Annotated in this window: 16 protein-coding genes; 5 read left to right on the top strand and 11 right to left on the bottom strand. The window is 67.3% G+C overall.

The features are described from left to right. Window positions 1-216: 216 nt before the first annotated feature. From ACWCO2_RS28730 to ACWCO2_RS28715, 4 genes are all read right to left on the bottom strand, one after another. The gene (locus tag ACWCO2_RS28730) at window positions 217-2,238 is read right to left on the bottom strand and encodes a YhgE/Pip family protein (protein ID WP_450130904.1); all 2,022 of its coding nucleotides are present in this window, start codon (window positions 2,236-2,238) and stop codon (window positions 217-219) included. Then, entirely contained in the window at window positions 2,231-2,887 is a 657-nt protein-coding gene (locus ACWCO2_RS28725; RefSeq protein WP_450130903.1) for a hypothetical protein, read from the bottom strand. The genes ACWCO2_RS28730 and ACWCO2_RS28725 overlap by 8 nt, the downstream gene beginning before the upstream one ends. A 16-nt stretch (window positions 2,888-2,903) precedes the next feature. Next, window positions 2,904-3,854 (bottom strand): N-acetyltransferase family protein, encoded by a 951-nt coding sequence (locus ACWCO2_RS28720; protein WP_450130902.1) that lies wholly within the window; start codon window positions 3,852-3,854, stop codon window positions 2,904-2,906. A 303-nt stretch (window positions 3,855-4,157) separates the two neighbouring features. Next, window positions 4,158-5,018 (bottom strand): class I SAM-dependent methyltransferase, encoded by an 861-nt coding sequence (locus tag ACWCO2_RS28715; RefSeq protein WP_450130901.1) that lies wholly within the window; start codon window positions 5,016-5,018, stop codon window positions 4,158-4,160. 302 nt (window positions 5,019-5,320) lie between these two features. Here ACWCO2_RS28715 and rpsA point away from each other — a divergent pair, with 302 nt between their 5' ends. Together rpsA and coaE are read left to right on the top strand one after the other, a co-directional pair. Continuing rightward, a complete protein-coding gene (gene rpsA / locus ACWCO2_RS28710; protein ID WP_270953168.1) occupies window positions 5,321-6,823 on the top strand; it encodes a 30S ribosomal protein S1 in 1,503 nt (500 codons plus the stop codon). Window positions 6,824-6,933: 110 nt separating this feature from the next. Beyond that, window positions 6,934-8,124, top strand: a complete 1,191-nt coding sequence (gene coaE / locus ACWCO2_RS28705; RefSeq protein WP_450130900.1) for a dephospho-CoA kinase — start codon at window positions 6,934-6,936, stop codon at window positions 8,122-8,124. A gap of 178 nt (window positions 8,125-8,302) precedes the next feature. Here the strand turns inward: coaE and ACWCO2_RS28700 are convergent, their stop codons facing one another. From ACWCO2_RS28700 to ACWCO2_RS28685, 4 genes are all read right to left on the bottom strand, one after another. Continuing rightward, window positions 8,303-8,512, bottom strand: a complete 210-nt coding sequence (locus ACWCO2_RS28700) for a heme-binding protein (protein WP_450130899.1) — start codon at window positions 8,510-8,512, stop codon at window positions 8,303-8,305. A gap of 76 nt (window positions 8,513-8,588) precedes the next feature. Continuing rightward, entirely contained in the window at window positions 8,589-9,002 is a 414-nt protein-coding gene (locus tag ACWCO2_RS28695) for a hypothetical protein (RefSeq protein WP_450130898.1), read from the bottom strand. A gap of 198 nt (window positions 9,003-9,200) precedes the next feature. Then, on the bottom strand, window positions 9,201-9,797 hold the full coding sequence (locus ACWCO2_RS28690) for a DUF402 domain-containing protein (RefSeq protein ID WP_450130897.1): 597 nt from the start codon (window positions 9,795-9,797) through the stop codon (window positions 9,201-9,203). A 94-nt stretch (window positions 9,798-9,891) separates the two neighbouring features. Continuing rightward, the gene (locus tag ACWCO2_RS28685; RefSeq protein WP_450130896.1) at window positions 9,892-10,323 is read right to left on the bottom strand and encodes an SPW repeat protein; all 432 of its coding nucleotides are present in this window, start codon (window positions 10,321-10,323) and stop codon (window positions 9,892-9,894) included. 108 nt (window positions 10,324-10,431) lie between these two features. Here ACWCO2_RS28685 and uvrB point away from each other — a divergent pair, with 108 nt between their 5' ends. Then, window positions 10,432-12,588 (top strand): excinuclease ABC subunit UvrB, encoded by a 2,157-nt coding sequence (gene uvrB / locus ACWCO2_RS28680; protein WP_450130895.1) that lies wholly within the window; start codon window positions 10,432-10,434, stop codon window positions 12,586-12,588. Between the two features lie 83 nt (window positions 12,589-12,671). Here uvrB and ACWCO2_RS28675 read toward each other — a convergent pair whose 3' ends face one another. Then, window positions 12,672-12,926, bottom strand: coding sequence for a hypothetical protein (locus ACWCO2_RS28675; protein WP_450130894.1), 255 nt, complete (start codon window positions 12,924-12,926; stop codon window positions 12,672-12,674). After that, the gene (locus tag ACWCO2_RS28670; RefSeq protein WP_450130893.1) at window positions 12,907-13,230 is read right to left on the bottom strand and encodes a hypothetical protein; all 324 of its coding nucleotides are present in this window, start codon (window positions 13,228-13,230) and stop codon (window positions 12,907-12,909) included. Before ACWCO2_RS28670 ends, ACWCO2_RS28675 begins: the two co-directional genes overlap by 20 nt. Window positions 13,231-14,147: 917 nt before the next feature. Here ACWCO2_RS28670 and ACWCO2_RS28665 point away from each other — a divergent pair. Beyond that, window positions 14,148-14,690 carry a GAF domain-containing protein gene (locus ACWCO2_RS28665; protein ID WP_450130892.1) on the top strand — a complete coding sequence of 181 codons (543 nt, stop codon included), beginning with the start codon at window positions 14,148-14,150 and terminating at the stop codon, window positions 14,688-14,690. A 74-nt stretch (window positions 14,691-14,764) separates the two neighbouring features. Here ACWCO2_RS28665 and ACWCO2_RS28660 read toward each other — a convergent pair whose 3' ends face one another. Next, window positions 14,765-16,390, bottom strand: coding sequence for an acyl-CoA dehydrogenase family protein (locus ACWCO2_RS28660; RefSeq protein WP_450130891.1), 1,626 nt, complete (start codon window positions 16,388-16,390; stop codon window positions 14,765-14,767). A gap of 316 nt (window positions 16,391-16,706) precedes the next feature. Here ACWCO2_RS28660 and ACWCO2_RS28655 point away from each other — a divergent pair, with 316 nt between their 5' ends. Beyond that, window positions 16,707-16,832, top strand: a complete 126-nt coding sequence (locus ACWCO2_RS28655; RefSeq protein ID WP_450130890.1) for a hypothetical protein — start codon at window positions 16,707-16,709, stop codon at window positions 16,830-16,832. Window positions 16,833-17,207 lie beyond the last annotated feature (375 nt).

Below are 17,207 nucleotides of genomic sequence, written 5' to 3'. Positions count from 1 at the left end.
CTCGGCGTCGTGGCGACCGCGCTCGTCGTCCCGGACATGCAGAAAGCCGCTGCGACGGGCCTGGTGTTCGTCCTTGTCCTGTTCGCCGCGCACGGGACCACGCAGCGCCGCCGGACGCTGAGCAGCGACTCGACGCCCGAATCTCCTTGGTTTCACGAGAAGAGGCCCCGCTGCTCGACGGGAGCAGCGGGGCCGGTTGAGTTCGTCAGACATCAATCAGAGCGACAGCTCCGGCTTGAGGCGGGACGGGGTCCACACCTGCTGGCGCCAGGCCGCGATCGTGCTCAGCAGCAGTGCCGCGACGAGGTAGCTCGCCAGTACCGCCACCGAGGTGCCGACCGTCGCCATATCGCCGCCGTAGATCAGGTGGCGCAGGCCGGTGACCACGTAGCTCAGCGGGAGCACCTGGTGCAGCGGGTGCAGCGGTTCCGGAATGGTCTGCCACGGGAACGTGCCGCCCGCGGTGACCAGCTGCAGCACCAGCACGACCAGCGCGATGAACTTGCCCTTCGGCCCGAACGCCGCGTTGAGCGAGTGGACGATCGCGGTGAACGCGAACGAGGTCAGGACCAGGAAGCCCACTGTCTGCCACGGGTTCGCCGGCTGGACGCCCACCGCGTAGACCACGACCAGGTACAGCAGGATCGCCTGCACGAAGCCGACGATCGCGGCGGGCAGCCAGCCGCCGAGCGCGACGCGCCACGGCGCGACCCCGGCCGCCAGCGCGCGGCTGGACAACGGCCGCATCAGCAGGAACAGCACGAAGCCGCCGATCCACAGCGCCAGACCCATGAAGTAGGGGGCCAGCCCGGCACCGTAGGTGTCGGCCTTGACCTGGGCCATGGTGTCGATGGCGACCGGGTCGCCGATGGTGTCCGCGGTGGCGTCGCGGGTCGGCTCGTCCGGGTTGGGGATGTCGTTGACGCCGTTGCCCAGCTCGGTGGCCAGGGTGGTGGAGCCGTCCTTGAGCTCGCCCGACCCGTCGCGCAGCTGGGTGGCACCGCCGGCCAGCTGGTCGGCCCCCTCGGTGAGCTTCTTGGTCCCGGTGACAGCCTGCTGCTCGCCGTCGCGCAGCTGCTTGGCGCCGTCGTCGAGCTTGTTCGCGCCGGTCGAGAGCTGGTCGATGCCGTCGGTGAGGGCGGGCACCGCGTTGGCCAGCGTGCGGTTGCCGTCGGCGACCTGGCGGGAACCGTCGGCCAGCTTGCGCAGCTGCCCGACCTGACCCTGCACCTTGCCGTTGGCGTCGATGATCGGGCTGTTGAGCTCGTCGAGCCCGGAGGTCGCCTTCTCGATGACGTCCTCGTCCACCCCGGCCTTGCGCAGCTGGTCGGCGATGCTGCTCTTGGCGTCGTCGAGGTGGTCCACGACGTTCTGGGACGCGCTGCCCAGCGATTCGGCCTTGCTGGCCAACTGCTCGTTGCCCGCGGCGACCTGCTCGGCGCCGTCGGCCAGCTTCGCGGTCTGGCTCGGCAGCGGAGCGGTCTGCTGCTTCAGCTGCGACACCCCGTCGCGGAGCTCACCAGTGCCGTCGGCGAGCTGCGTCGCGCCGTTGGCGAGTTCGCGCTGGCCGTCGAGCAGCTCGTGGGCACCGGCCGACAACTGCGCCGAGCCCTCCTGGGCCTCGCCGAGCCCGTCGTGGAGCTGCCCGGCGCCATCGGCGATCTGGCCGGTGCCGTCAGCCGCTTCCTGCGTCTTGTCGTGCACCGTGGCGAACCCGAGCAGGAACTGCTTGGCCGCCTCGGTGCCAGCGCTGGCGGCGACGCCCTTGCTCACCTCGGAGGCGACCTTGTCGGCGATGGTGCCGGCGATGTAGTTGTTCGCGTCGTTGGTGACCAGCTGCAGCTTGGCCTGACGGGGCTCGAAGTCGCTGGGGGAGGCCAGCGCCGCGGAGAAGTCCCGCGGAACCACCAGGGCGAAGGTGTACTCGCCGGTGGACACGCCCTGCCGGGCGGTGCGCTCGTCGGTGCGCGACCAGTTGAACGTGTCGGAGTCCATCAGCTCCTGGTACACGTCCTGCCCGGCGTCGAGCCGGGTGCCGTCCTCGAGGTCCGCGCCGGCGTCGTCGATGACCACGGCGGCGGGCACCGAATCGAGCTTCCCGTAGGGATCCCAGTTCGCGTAGATGTACAGGGCGCCGTACAGCAGCGGTACCAGGGTGACCGCCAGCAGCGCCAGCTTGGGCAGCTTGCCGGAGGTGAGCCGGCGCAACTCGGTTGTGGCGAGCCGGAGACTAGTCATCGCTAGGGCCTTCAGTGAAATCCGATGTGGACAGTTCGGGGTTGTCGGCGCCGACGCGAGCTGGCGTGACGCCCAGCTTGTCGGCCGAGTGCGGGGAGCAGAGCGCGATCACGGCCAGGCCACGCTCGGCCTGGCGCACGGCCAGCTCGTACCAGCCGTGCGGCTCGCTGCCGTGGCGGTCCGGGCAGTCCAGGACCAGTGCTTTCGTGTCGCGGCGTTCGCAGGCCAGCTCGATCAGCAGTTTGGTGCGCTCGAAGGCGGGGAGGTTCTCGAAGCGCTCATCTGCGTTGCACTCGCACGTCGACAGCCATCCGCGGACCTTGCGCCGGGTGGACCACTTGCCGGCCAGCGCCAGGCCCTCGGCGATGACGTCGCGCACTGCGATCGAGCCATCAGGTTCGGTTATCTCCGGCGCGTCGACGACCGCGACCTGCTTGCGCAGGGCGCCGGCGTCGAGCGCGCCGTCCAAGCGGACGGTGCCCTTGCTGGGGCGCAGCCGACCGGACAGCACCAGCGCGAGCGCCGTGTGTCCCGAGTTCGGGTCGCCAGTCACCAGCAGCGCTTGGCCGCTGCGCACGCGCAGCGAGGTGGGGACCAGCAAGGGTCCGTGCGCTCCGTTCACCTCGACGCCGGTGGCGACGATTTCCAAGCCGACTCCTCGACTCTCACGGCTGGTGCACCGGCCCGCGCAACGCGGTGGCCGGGCGCACCTCCCACATGGTCCACAGCGGTCGATAGCCCTGTCGGGGCCAGAACACCGAGGACAGCGGGTTGGGCGGGTTGTAGTACAGGAAGCTGCCGACGGCTCCGGCGCGCACGAACTCCTCGTGCACCGAGGTCATCAACTGCTGACCGACGCCGGTTCCGCGGGCCTGCTCGCGAACCGACACGCAGTTGACGTAGGCCCAGGTGCCGGGTCGGAGCCGGTGGCCGGCAGACGGCAGGTCAGCGTCGACCCAGCCGCACTCGGCCACCGCGACCGGAGTGCCACCCCGTTCCGCGAGCCAGACCGGATCGCTGGAGTGCAGTCGCACGTGGGCAGCGGTCCGCTTCAGCTGCGGGGCGTCGGGGCGGTACGTCGAGGAACCGACCAGGGCGGCGTATTCGAGCTCGAGGAGGGTGAGTTCGACGACGGCGTCCAAGTCGGCCGGTCCGGCGCGACGTATAGTTACGGTACCAGATAGTTCCGTAAATGTGCACGGCGGAGTGGGAGGGCGCACAGCAAGGCAGGACAAAGGGGTAAAACCGCTGTCCAGCAATGCTTTTGCGGCGAAAACATCCCGGCTCGGCCACGTCACCAAGCACGACGAATCGCGTTCCGGGACGTCCTGTGCGGCCAGCCAGTCCTGCCACGCCGCGAGCAGCGCTTCCATTCCTTCCCGGGAGTGCTCGCCGATCAGCGGGAACAGTTCGAAGACGGAACCGGGCTGCCACAGGCCCTGCACCGAGCCGGGCAGGTTCGACGTCCGCGCCATGATCCCGGCGACCGCGTCCCCGCTGGCGGTTCGCGCCATCAGCGGCTCGCCTCGTGGCACCGGATAGCCGTCCGGCAACTGGGGATCCAGTGCGGCGAACCGGGCGCACTGCGTCTGCAGTAGCTCTTGCGCAGTCGCCACGGCTGCTCCTCGGCGAAGGGGTGGTCCGCGGCACATCGAACCAGGACTCGCGAGAACCTTCAGCGCGAAGTGCGCCCCGGGCGGTCGAGATCGCATGCCGACCCCGCGGTCCCTGTCTGGGATGTCGCAATTTCCATTGTGCTTCGCGGTCACGGGCCGGACAGGATGAAAAAGACTCAATGGAAATTGCGCCCGGGAGTCGTTCGGCGGCGACGAATGGCCGGACATTTCGGACGGCTGTCCGGGTATTCCGGGTGAGAAGCGGCAGAACCGTCCCCGGGTATTGCCGCAGGGACGGTTCTGTCAGCCGTCGAGGGTGCAGACGAAGATCGCCGTGCCGGGGAAGTAGCGACCACGCAGCGGGCTCCACTGGCCCCAGGTCTCGGTGTGCCCTTCCGGCCACTCCGGCTCGATCATGTCGACCAGGTTCAGTCCGGCGCCCGACAGCGCGCGGACGTAGTCACCGAGCGTGCGGTGGTGCTCGACGTAGGTCGCGCGGCCGTTGCCGTCGATCTCCAGGTACGGCGTGCGGTCGAAGTAGGACTGGGTGACGGTCAGCCCGGTCGGTCCCGGGTCGTCGGGGAAGATCCAGCGCATCGGGTGCGTCACCGAGAAAACCCACCGGCCGCCCGGCCGAACCACCCGCGCGACTTCGCGGAACACCGCGCCGACGTCGGCCACGAACGGCACCCCGCCGAACGCGGAGCAGGCCAGGTCGAACGAATCGGTGGCGAAGGGCAAGCAGTCCGCGCTGGCCTGGACCAGCGGCACGTCGGTGCCGCTCTGCCGCCCGCCCTCCGCGGCGTGCCGCAGCATCCCGGCCGAGATGTCCAGGCCGACCGGTAGTGCGCCCTGGTCGGCCAGCCAGCGCGAGCAGGACGCCGCGCCGCAGCCGACTTCCAGCACCCGCTTGCCGCGCACGTCGCCGAGCAACCCGGCCTGCTCCTCGCGCAGTCGCTCGGGGCACCAGACGAAATCGCTCACGCCGAGGAACGCGCCGTGCTCGGAGTGGTAGTCGTCGGCGTCGGCGTCCCACCACAGCCGGTTCGCGGCCCGGGATTCCACCGCCCCGACAGTGCGTTTGCTCACACCCACCGTGCCCAAGGTGTGCTCCGCGGAGCTACCCTGAACCTCTGTGCTCTCGGGATCGTCGGCTCGTGTCAAGGGTTCTCCCCGCCGATAGTGGGTACTGCTCGGACGTGAAGCATTGTGGTCGTCCGGCGCCGCCTGCTCGTCGGGCCTACCGCAGTTTGCCTGGCGATCGAGAGAGCGCGTACGATACCGCACGCGTCGTGGGTCTTCCACCGTCGCCGTCGCCGAGCCGGGTCGCACCCGGTGGAGCGAGGGGATTCGGGGGAGTCGGACCTCGCGGTCCAGCCGCCGGTTGGACCTGGGTTCGGACGCCCGCAGCGCACTGAAAACGCAGAACCAGCGACCAAACTATCCGTACCGGAGCAACCCACCTGATGTCCACCGACACCACCACCGTCCCGACTGCAGCCGCCACCAAGCCGCAGGTCGCAGTGAACGACGTCGGGACGGAGGAGGACTTCCTCGCCGCCGTCGACCAGACCATCAAGTACTTCAACGATGGGGACATTGTTGAGGGCACCATCGTCAAGGTCGACCGTGACGAGGTGCTGCTTGACATCGGCTACAAGACCGAGGGCGTCATTCCGTCCCGCGAACTGTCGATCAAGCACGACGTCGATCCCGCCGAGGTCGTCACCGTTGGCGACTTCGTCGAGGCCCTCGTCCTCCAGAAGGAGGACAAGGAAGGCCGGCTGATCCTCTCCAAGAAGCGTGCGCAGTACGAGCGCGCCTGGGGCACCATCGAGGAGCTCAAGGAGAAGGACGAGCCCGTGCGCGGCACCGTCATCGAGGTCGTCAAGGGCGGCCTCATCCTCGACATCGGGCTGCGCGGCTTCCTGCCGGCGTCCCTGGTCGAGATGCGCCGCGTCCGCGACCTGCAGCCCTACGTGGGCCGCGAGCTCGAGGCCAAGATCATCGAGCTGGACAAGAACCGCAACAACGTGGTCCTGTCCCGTCGCGCCTGGCTTGAGCAGACCCAGTCCGAGGTCCGCAGCGAGTTCCTCAACCAGCTGCAGAAGGGCCAGGTCCGCAAGGGCGTCGTGTCCTCCATCGTCAACTTCGGTGCGTTCGTCGACCTCGGTGGCGTTGACGGTCTGGTGCACGTCTCGGAGCTGTCCTGGAAGCACATCGACCACCCGTCCGAGGTTGTCGAGGTCGGCCAGGAAGTCACCGTCGAGGTCCTCGACGTGGACATGGACCGCGAGCGCGTCTCGCTGTCGCTGAAGGCCACCCAGGAAGACCCGTGGCGCCAGTTCGCCCGCACCCACGCGATCGGTCAGATCGTGCCGGGCAAGGTCACCAAGCTGGTTCCGTTCGGTGCGTTCGTGCGCGTCGACGAGGGCATCGAGGGTCTGGTCCACATCTCCGAGCTGGCCGAGCGCCACGTGGAGATCCCGGAGCAGGTCGTCCAGGTCGGTGACGAGGTCATGATCAAGGTCATCGACATCGACCTCGAGCGTCGTCGCATCTCGCTGTCGCTGAAGCAGGCCAACGAGGGCTTCAGCCCGGACTCGGAGTTCGACCCCACCCAGTACGGGATGGCGGCCGAGTACGACAACGAGGGCAACTACATCTACCCCGAGGGCTTCGACCCGGAGACCCAGGAGTGGACCGAGGGCTACGAGACCCAGCGCGAGGAGTGGGAGCGCCAGTACGCCGAGGCGCACACCCGCTACGAGAAGCACATCGCGCAGATCGCCAAGGCCCGCCAGGCCGACGCGGAGGCCGCTGCGGCCGCCGCTGCCGGTGGTGGCGAGGAGTCGGCGACCGGCGGTGGCAACTACTCGTCGGCCTCCAGCGACGAGCAGGACAGCGGCTCGCTGGCCAGCGACGCGCAGCTGGCTGCGCTGCGGGAGAAGCTCTCCGGCGGTGCGTGAGCTTGAAGCCTGACGGCTGAAGCGAAGCGGCCCCGCACCTTCTGAGGTGCGGGGCCGCTTTTCGTTTCGGGGCGTCCCGGACGGGTGGGCGGGCTGGCAAGATGGGCCGCGTGTTGCGAGTGGGATTGAGCGGTGGGATCGGGTCGGGCAAGTCGACAGTGGCCGGGCGGTTGGTGGAACTCGGCGCAGTGCTCATCGACGCCGACGTGCTGGCCCGGGAGGTCGTGCAGCCGGGCAGTCCGGGCCTGGCGGAGATCGTCGAGCGGTTCGGCGAGGACGTGCTGGACGCCGACGGCGCATTGAACCGCCCCGCGCTGGCGGCCAAGGCTTTCGCCAGCGATCAGGCCCGAGCGGACCTCAACGCCATCACGCACCCCAAGATCCACGCCCTGACCGCCGAGCGGATGGCGCAGGCCCCTGCGGACGCGGTGGTGGTGCACGACGTGCCGCTGCTGGTGGAGGCCGGTTACGCGCCGAACTACCACCTCGTGGTCATCGTCGACGCGCCGGAGGGCGAGCGCGTGCACCGGCTGGTGGAGCGCGGTCTGACCGAGGAAGACGCCCGAGCGCGCATCGCCGCGCAGACCACCACCGAGCAGCGGCGCGAGGTCGCCGACGTGTGGCTGGACAACAGCGGCCCCGTCGATGAGATCATCGCCGAGGTCGACGCGCTGTGGCGGGACCGGCTGGCGCCCTTCGAGGCGAACGTGCGGCTGCGTCGCCGTCCGCCGAAGCGCTCCCCACGGCTGGTCGACCCGAACCCGGACTGGCCGCGCCAGGCCCGCTGCTTGATCAACCGGATCGAACGAGCTGCGGGAGACAAGGCGGTGCGCGTCGACCACATCGGTTCGACGTCGGTCGCGGGCCTGCCAGCGAAGGACATCATCGACCTGCAGCTCACGGTCCGGTCCCTGGCAGACGCCGACGAGCTCGCCGATTCCCTCGTCGAAGCAGGATTCCCGCAGATCCCGGAGATCCGCGGCGACACCCCGCACGACTTCGCCCCGGACCCGCAGCTCTGGGAGAAGCGCATCCACGTCTCGGCGGACCCGGCCCGATACGTGAACCTCCACGTCCGAGTGGACGGCACCCCGGGCCAACGAGTCGCCCTCCTATTCCCGGCCTGGCTGCGAGCGAATGAAGCGGCCCGGGCCGAATACCTCGCCCTCAAACGAGGAGTCGCGAACGCCCACGCGACCGACCCGGACCACGACGCCTACGCGGACGCCAAAGAACCCTGGTTCGCCAAAGCCCTCCCCGAAGCCTGGACCTGGGCAGAAAAAACCAACTGGATCCCGTGACCCAAGACTGACGGGCGCTTCGAGTCCTTAGGAGACTCGAGGCGCCCGTCGTTTTGTGCTCGGCTGGGGGTCTGGGGGGGAGGATGCTCGCCCCCCACCTGGTTCAGGGGGTTGAGCGGAGGATGTTCGCGATTCTCGGCCGACCGGTCCCTGCGGTGTCGGGGACCGGATCAGTGGCTTAGCACAGCTCGCCCTGGATGGCCTGCAGACCGGCGCTGGCGAACTCCTCATCCAGGTCAGCGGGCGCACCCACGACGCCGATGCCGGCGCCCGAGGAGCCCGCGGTCACCGGGAAACCGCCGCCCAGGAACAGCGTGCCCGGGATGTCGCGGAGGCTGGCGCCGTTGCCGTTTAATCTGGTCTCGGTGCCGGTCGGGGTGTTCGGCACCTTCTGGGCCTACTGGAAGCTGCGCGACATCGGCACCGCCGAGCACGCGAAACCGGACTGGTAGGCAAAACTGACGTCACCAGAGGTCGAAGATGCCTCGGTGGGCCAGCCACTGGTTCAGGTCGCGGTGGCGGGTGACCTCGTTCAAGGTCCGGTGCACCGTGTGCAGCGCGTAGTCCGCTTCGCCGCGGTGCAGCGCGCCGGTGGCGACTGCGGTGGCGAACTCGGCGGCGTGGGTGATGCGCGCGCGGCCGCGGTCTCGGACCTCCAGCCCGAGCAAGAGGTCGATTGTCGTCCAGGACCGGGTTTCGCGCTTGATGCGGACCGCGGTGAGAGTGCTCGGCCCCGGTCGCGAATGCCTGCTGCGCGGGCGGTAGCGGGTCAGCCGGAGCCCGAGATCGGGCAGCAGCCAGGTGATCTCGGCGGCGTGGTCCGGCGCGTCCGGGGTGGGACATTCCACCGCCAGACCCCACCGCTCGACGTGGCACACCTCCAAATGGTGAACGAACCCGGAGGGATGGGTGCGCTGCGAGCTGAACACGTCGATGACTTCAACCAATTGGGGAGAAATCGGAGCCGCCACGGTTTCGGAGAGTAGCGGGAAAAGCGCGGCTGGAGATCATCGTCGATCGGTTTTAACGTAACTTTTCAGCGCTCGTCGGATATCGATTCGCGCTGGCCACGGGCATCACCGGGTTGGCGGTAGCCTCCGCTGGCCGGGTACGGGATCGTCAACGGGTTGCCCGTTCCAGGACAGCTCGATCTCTTGCTCCCGCAGCCACGCGGACAGGTCGTAACCGTGCCGCGCGAGCCCGTCGACAGCGGCATACGCGCGCTCCATCGCCCTCTGCGCGGTCTCGGCATCGAGCAGCTCCGCCCGCACCGCCAGGACGAACTCATCGGCGTCCAGCAGATCCGCGCTGCGGTGGGTTCGGACCTCGACGTCCAGGTAGTGGTCGACGGTCCGCCACTGCTGCTCGCCGACTTCGACGTCCACCACGTCCAGGTAGAAGTCCAGGTCCCGCTCGTGGCCGGGCTGCCAGTCCCAGCGGGTCACGCGCAGGCCGAGCGAGGGCAGCAGCCAGGACTCGAGGGCGGCGAGCTGCGGGTGGCCCGGCATGATCCGGGCGAGGTAGAGGCCGAAGGGCTCGCGGTGGAAGCGCTGCACGGTGCGCACGTGGCCCTTGGGATCGGTGTTGGTCCCCGCAACCAGGTCGAACACCTCGACCTTGGGCGGGTGCACGGGAAGTCCGAGCTCTTCAGCAATCTCGCGCTGCGTGGTCACAGGACCACTGTATGCGGCGGGCGCGACGTCCGAAGGTCGTCGCGCCCGCTAACTGTTCACCACTGTTGTCCTGTCACCTCCCGATCGGTTGGGGTCAGGTCGAGGCGCGGGTGGCGAAGGCCGGGGCCATCGTGCCCAAACCCGCGAGTACCAGGATCGCCCCGCCGATGACGTTGCACAGCACGGTGCTGGTCATGATCGCCGTCCCGCTCATCACGAACACCGACACGATCGTCCACACGCCCAGCACCGGGCAGGTCCAGGCGATTCCGTGGGTGCGGTGGAAGGCCGCCGCGAACGACAACCCCAGGACGGCCGCGGTAAGGCCGGTCACCAGGTTGTTCAGCGCCAGCGATGGGGTGCTGGCGTAGAACCCGGTGATCCACGGTGACAGCGCGACGAACAGACCGCTCAGCACGACCAGCCCGTCCGCCACCTGAGCAGTCGGTGTCTCCGACGCCCGCTCGTAACGCATGCGCATCTCGCTGAGATCAGGATGCCCAGCGATAGGTGTGCTGCTAGACATCGCATCACCTCCCGCACTGGCGTGACGCAACCCATTATTCGCCCTGGAAGCGGTTCGGGCATCCCGTGACGCGACATGATGTCGGTGGGTGCTCGTACGCTGGGTTCCGTGGCATTCGCGACTGAGCACCCCGTACTGGCGCACTCCGAGTTCCGGCCGGTCAGCGACATCCCGCGGGCCGACGGCCGGTTCCGCATGGTGAGCGACTACCAGCCTGCCGGTGACCAGCCCAAGGCCATCGAGGACCTGGAGCGCCGGATCAACTCGGGCGAGAAGGACGTGGTCCTGCTCGGTGCCACCGGTACCGGTAAGTCGGCCACCACGGCCTGGCTGATCGAGCGGGTGCAGCGCCCCACCCTGGTGCTGGAGCCGAACAAGACCCTGGCCGCCCAGATGGCCAACGAGCTGCGCGGATTCTTCCCGGACAACGCCGTGGAGTACTTCGTCAGCTACTACGACTACTACCAGCCCGAGGCCTACGTCCCGCAGACCGACACCTACATCGAGAAGGACTCCTCGATCAACGAGGACGTCGAACGGCTGCGCCACTCGGCCACCTCGAACTTGCTCAGCCGCCGCGACTGCGTGGTGGTCTCCTCGGTGTCGTGCATCTACGGTCTGGGCACGCCGCAGTCGTACCTGGACCGGTCCATCCCGCTGACGGTCGGCGGGGAGATCGACCGGGACGTGTTCCTGCGCGCGCTGGTGGACGTGCAGTACACCCGCAACGACATCGCCTTCGCTCGCGGCACCTTCCGGGCACGCGGCGACACGGTGGAGATCATCCCCGCATACGAGGAGCTCGCGGTGCGGGTGGAGTTCTTCGGCGACGAGATCGACCGGCTGTACTACCTGCACCCGATGACCGGTGCGATCGTGCGCGAGGTGCGCGACCTGCGGATCTTCCCGGCGACGCACTACGTGGCGGGACCGGACCGGATGGAGAAGGCGATCCGCGGCATCGAGGCCGAGCTCGAGGAGCAGCTCGACCGGATGGAGAAGCAGAACAAGCTGCTGGAGGCCCAGCGGCTGCGGATGCGCACCCAGTACGACATCGAGATGATGCGCCAGGTCGGCTTCTGCTCCGGCATCGAGAACTACTCGCGGCACATCGACGACCGCGCGGCCGGAACGGCGCCGGCGACGTTGATCGACTACTTCCCGGACGACTTCCTGCTGATCATCGACGAGTCGCACGTGACGGTGCCGCAGGTCGGTGGCATGTACGAGGGCGACGCCTCGCGCAAGCGGACCCTGGTCGAGCACGGCTTCCGGCTGCCCAGCGCGCTGGACAACCGGCCGCTGACCTTCGAGGAATTCGCCGACCGGATCGGCCAGTCGGTGTACCTGTCGGCCACGCCGGGCCCCTACGAGATGGCGCAGGCCGGCGGCGAGTTCGTCGAGCAGGTGATCCGCCCGACCGGGCTGGTCGACCCCCAGGTGGTCGTCAAGCCCACCGAGGGCCAGATCGACGACCTGGTCCACGAGATCCGGGAGCGCGCCGAGCGCGACGAGCGGGTGCTGGTCACCACGCTGACCAAGAAGATGGCCGAGGACCTCACCGACTACCTGCTCGAGCTGGGCATCCGGGTGCGGTACCTGCACTCCGAGGTGGACACCCTGCGCCGGGTCGAGCTGCTGCGGCAGCTGCGGCTCGGGGAGTACGACGTGCTGGTCGGCATCAACCTGCTGCGCGAGGGCCTGGACCTGCCAGAGGTCTCCTTGGTGTCCATCTTGGACGCCGACAAGGAGGGTTTCCTGCGCTCCGGAACGAGTTTGGTGCAGACGATCGGGCGTGCGGCGCGAAACGTCTCCGGCGAAGTGCACATGTACGCGGACCGGATGACCGACTCGATGCAGCACGCCATCGACGAGACCAACCGCCGCCGCGCCAAGCAGATCGCCTACAACGAAGAGCGCGGCATCGACCCGCAGCCGCTGCGGAAGAAGATCGCCGACATCCTGGACCGCGTCTACACCGAGTCCGAGGACACCGAGGATTCGGTGGCGGTGGGCGGTTCGGGCCGCAACGTGTCGCGCGGCAAGAAGCCGACCGGCGAAGCGGTGGCCAGCGCAGGCCTGCTGGAAGACCGCGACATCAAGTCGATGCCCCGCGCGGAACTGGCGGACCTGGTCCAGCAGCTCAACGACCAGATGATGAACGCGGCCCGAGAGCTCCAGTTCGAACTCGCGGCCCGCCTCCGAGACGAAATCCACGACCTGAAGAAGGAACTCCGAGGAATGGACGCCGCCGGCATCGAGTGATGGTGTAATGGTGCCTCGATTGGCCCGATGGATTACGCGCTTCGCTAGCTACATTAGGTCGGGGGAGAGGGCGGTTCAATCGATTAGCGGCACCATGACAATGCCGACTTCGCTGATTTGACGAGTTTGCGCAGGTCGGAGTGGCTTTCGGTGCGGTCCTGTCGCCAGATTAAACCGGTCGCCAGCGCCGCGTCGAAATCCTCGAACGGCAGTATCACGGTGTTCTCGCTGCGGTGCTTGCGCATTCCGCTTTCCGGATCCAGCATGGAAATGGAGAACGCGCCGCCGTTGGCGACCAATTCGCTGGTGCTGCCGTAATCACCGGTGTTCACCGCCATCCGGCGGTGGATCCCGGCGGCCCGCAGCCGCACCTCCACCTCGTCGAAGTAGCTGGGCAGCATCCGCGCGGCCGGGCTGGCGTAGGTGTGGTTGACCAGCTCGTGAGACCGAGGTCCGGGAGCCGAACTCGGTGGCGGGCAGCACCGCGCCCAGCGGCTCGCGCATCACCTCGAACACCTCGATGCCCTCGGCGTGCACCGGCAGGTGCACCAGCGCCAGCGCCAGCTTGCCGCGCTGCACCCCGGCGAGCAGGTCGCTGCTGCCGCCCGGCCAGCGCTTGACGTCGCATTCGAACGTCTCCATGGCGTCACTCGAGTCGTCGAAACGGTCCGAACTGTGCCCTCGAGGTTAGCACGCGGCGGCTGAATTCCCTTGCCGGGCAACGGTTCTGCGGCGCGATGGTGCGGAAAAAATCATCACGGACGGGTTTGGTCGGTGTGATAACCGGGACATCGGCAAGGCGAAGATCAACGATGTGTGACCGTCAAGCGTTCAGCGCGGTCAATGGTGTGACTACAGACGTGCCACGGCAGAGTCCGGGGCGGCGGCACGGCCTCCGGCGGGCGTGGTGACCGAACCCGTCGCCACTGCGCCACCGACGAAACCAACTGCTGCGAAAGCAGAGCCGGGCACCAGCACGGTCTGATCAGGGCAGCACGATGAAGGGCGCACCCTGGTCGATGTGCGGCTTCCCATCGGCGGTTGGGGCGAATCGCATGGATGTCGAAGACGTACGGCCCCGCACTCTCGTTCACGCCAGCGGAGCACAACACTCCTGCCAGACCGAATCGGAGCCGTGGCCGACACATCCGCAGACCTGTTCGGCATCCATGAACTCCATGATCCACCACTCCGGAGGCAAGGTTTTTCTCCGAGATAGACTGCACCCCAGCCGATGAAGGCGTACTGCTCGTTTCCCAACTCGGTCTCGAGCACCAGCGCATCAGCACGTGGAGGCGTCATGACCGACGATCCGATCCTGGAAGTGCTCCGCCGGGCCTTCCTCCGTGTCGAGGACTGGCGCAAAGTCTCACCGCGTGAATGACGCCGACGTTTCAGCACTTGCGGGGCCGCGGCCTCGGTGTATTGGTTTCCGGACGGCAGTCGTTGATCAACGGCATGCAGTCGCTATCCTCCACGCAGTTACGACGCTCCCCCCACAGGGGCAAGCGGAGGGCGGTCAGGCCGCTGCGGCCTGACCACTCCGAAAGGATGGACTTTTGAGTTTCGACGAAACCCAGGACCGGTTGGAGCACCACGACCCTGACGAGGCCGCGAAGAGGCGGGTAGCTCGTCTCCGCGAGTACGGGCTGTTGGGCGTGGAACGAGACCGGGAGCTCAACGACTACGCGGCAGAGATGGCGAAAGCGTTTGGAGCCACCGCCGCGGTGGTCAACATCTTCGACGACACGAACCAGAACTTCGTCGGGATCCACATGGAAGAAGGAGACACCTCCACGCTGACGAAGATGCCGAAGGACGCGGGGTGGTGCCCGCACACGATGAAGCGCGAGGTTGCGTTCCCACTGGAGAACGTGGCCGACCACCCGAGGTTCTTCGTCGGGAACGTGCTCGTCGAGAACATGGCGGTCGAGAGCTACCTCGGGATGGCGCTGCGCGACAGCGACGGCACCCGCCTGGGCACGGTGTGCGTGGTGGACACGGAACAGCGTAAGTGGGACGTGCCGCTGATCAAGGACTTCGCGAACCGGGTGATGCGGAGCATTCAGCAGCGCGGGCCGCAAGGGGAAGCGTCGCGCTGATCGTCGATGGTGCGGTGCGACTCACGTGGGCTGTCCGGGGATTGATCAGCCCGTGCGCGTCGCACCGCGCCCCGTCATCGCGTGTTGGCTGAGCCGATGTTCCGCTGCAGGAGCGGGTCGAAAGCGTGCTCTTCGCCGGGCCTGCGCTGGTCGGTGTCGCCGATGTCCGCCTCATAGCCGGCGATGTGCTGGAGCAGCGTCGATTTGCTCGGCAGGTCCAGCCGCACATCGCGGTGGGCGTCCATGAGCCTCCGGCGCAGGCGGTGCTCACACCACTCAGCGGTGATGCCGTGCATCTCGCTCCGGAATGCCGCCGCGCTCGTCAGCGCGGCCAGAATGCTCCAGCACAGCAGGTCGCCGAGCACGTTGAATCGAATGTGCTGGGCCTGCTCGGTGCGATCGTGGAGCGAGATGAACTGCTCGGCCTCGTCGATGAGGCCCGCGACATGCCGGGACACGCCGGGGATGGCGCCGACGAGCTCTCTGAAGGTGGCCGGGGAGCGGCCGATTTTCAGCCCGGTGTAGAGGGTGACTGCCTCGGTCGCACCCTCGAAGATCCGCAGCAGCCGGTAGTCCCGGTAGAACTGCCCGACGACGTTGGTGTCGAGGAAGCCGCGCCCGCCCAGCATCTGCACGGCGCGGTCCACGACGCTGAACATCTCCTCGGACCCCATGATTTTGGCGACGAAATAGAGCAGCTCGTGGGGCTGATCGCCTCGGTCGAGGATCGTGGTGATGTGATCCATCAGGAGCTCGATGGCCTGGGTTGCGGCCACTGCCTCGGTGAGGATCTGCTGGGTCCGGCCGTTGTCGATCAGCAGGCCGGTGGCCACGGGGCGGCGCGTTGCGTACCGCGTCTGGATCTCCAGCGCGCGCTTCATCACGCCCACGCTGCCCGCGCCGATCACGAGCCTGCTGAGCATGAACGCCGAATTCGCAGCGGCGATCCCGTTGCCTTCAGCGCCGAGCCGCCACTCTGCCGGCACCCACACGTCCTCGAGTCTCAGGGTGACCTGTGGAACCGCCCGCAGTCCCAGCGTCCGCACCTCCGGTCCCACGACGAACCCCGGAGTCGCGCTGTTCAGCACGAAGCCCGTGTAGCCCTGCGGTGTGCCGTCCGTGTCGTAGCAGCGCGCGAAGATGTTCAGGTATTGCGACGAACCGCCCAGGCTGATCCACCGCTTCATCCCGTTCAGGACGTAGCTGCCGTCGGGCTGCTTGACTGCGCTCGTGGTCATGCCGCGCAGGTCGGAGCCCATACCCGGCTCGCTGGCCGCGCTCGTGGTCAGGCTTCGGCCTTGGGCCAGCAGCGGCAGGACCTGCGCTTTGACGTCCTCGGATGCGTGGTCCATGATCGGCGGAATCCCGACCATGTTGTGCACCGCGGTCATAACGAAGAGGTTGCAGTCAATGGCCGCGAGTTGCTCAATAATCCGGAAAGTGTCCCGGTAGTTCAGTTCGAGCCCACCGTATTGCGCGGGAACTCGCAGCCCCCACAGTCCATGACTGGCGAAATCAGGAACGAGGCACGGATCAGCGGAACGTCGATTATCCATTCTGGGAGAGTCAATCCTCTCCCGCGAATACCACCTCAAAAACTCGAGGATATCCGCCGCTTTAGGTGAAACACCAGGGGGTGCAGTGGGGGAATTTTGGTACAGTTCGCCACCTGAGCTCGCGAGCTCGTGTAATGACGTCAACCCTACTCCTTGTCCGGGGGAGGCGGAAGCTCCGACGGTGTGCATCGTGCGACACACTACTTGAGTTCCAGTCGCGCGAGAACCGGTCTCTACCACTGGTTTTAGCGGAGTCGATCACAGGTCGGAGTCAAGATCGGTGGCGGAACGCAGTCTAGTAGTGTTGTTGGTGTCTTAGTAGGGTTGTTGGCGCCATACCGATGATGAACCCTTGCGATGTTCGGCTTGAAATTACCGAGGGGTATCCAGAGCATCCGCGGATGGACGATGGTTCACAGGTCCTGCTGGTTACAAGCAGATTGAGTAGAACAAGCCGTGCTTGTTCTACGGCACGAGCGATGCCGTGGTGATTTACCAGGAACTCGCCCCCTACGGGCTGGTGCGTGACCCGATGGTCGAGCTGAGAAGGGAATTCTGCGGCCTGTGCGGCCCGCTTGACCGGTGACTGGTCAACGTCGAATGCTCCGGTCACCACGACGAGCCCGACGACTACTAGCTCGGCATCAATCGATGAAAAGGGATGGCCGCGGAGTGTTCACCCCAGCACTTCGATTGCTCCCGAAACCCCGCCTCGCCGCAGCTCCAGGAGCTCGCCGACGGGGTCGCCAAGTCGGCCTCGTCGAAGACCGCGAACGTGCAGAGCCAGCACGTGCTGCCCAGCACCGAAAACCGAAGAGCCTCAGCGCTTCACCAGGTGAAACGCTGAGGCGTTTTAGAGACTGCCTTCGATCCGGGTTTTGATCTTTTGCTTTGATGCGCCGCCAGGCGTTTGGGCCGCTCTCGCAGCTTGCACCGTGGGTTCTCAGCGTTCGCCTGGCGA

This window comes from Saccharopolyspora sp. NPDC002376, from assembly GCF_053593195.1.
The sequence above is the reverse complement of the archived record's forward strand: the minus strand, read 5'-3'. Positions and strand labels throughout refer to the sequence as shown.

What these genes read in the sequence shown, in the direction of transcription:
- ACWCO2_RS28730 (WP_450130904.1), bottom strand. Translation starts at nt 2,238, where the DNA reads ATGACTAGTCTCCGGCTCGCCACAACCGAGTTGCGCCGGCTCACCTCC.
- rpsA (WP_270953168.1), top strand. Translation starts at nt 5,321, where the DNA reads ATGTCCACCGACACCACCACCGTCCCGACTGCAGCCGCCACCAAGCCG.
- ACWCO2_RS28685 (WP_450130896.1), bottom strand. Translation starts at nt 10,323, where the DNA reads ATGTCTAGCAGCACACCTATCGCTGGGCATCCTGATCTCAGCGAGATG.
- ACWCO2_RS28675 (WP_450130894.1), bottom strand. Translation starts at nt 12,926, where the DNA reads ATGGCGGTGAACACCGGTGATTACGGCAGCACCAGCGAATTGGTCGCC.
- ACWCO2_RS28670 (WP_450130893.1), bottom strand. Translation starts at nt 13,230, where the DNA reads ATGGAGACGTTCGAATGCGACGTCAAGCGCTGGCCGGGCGGCAGCAGC.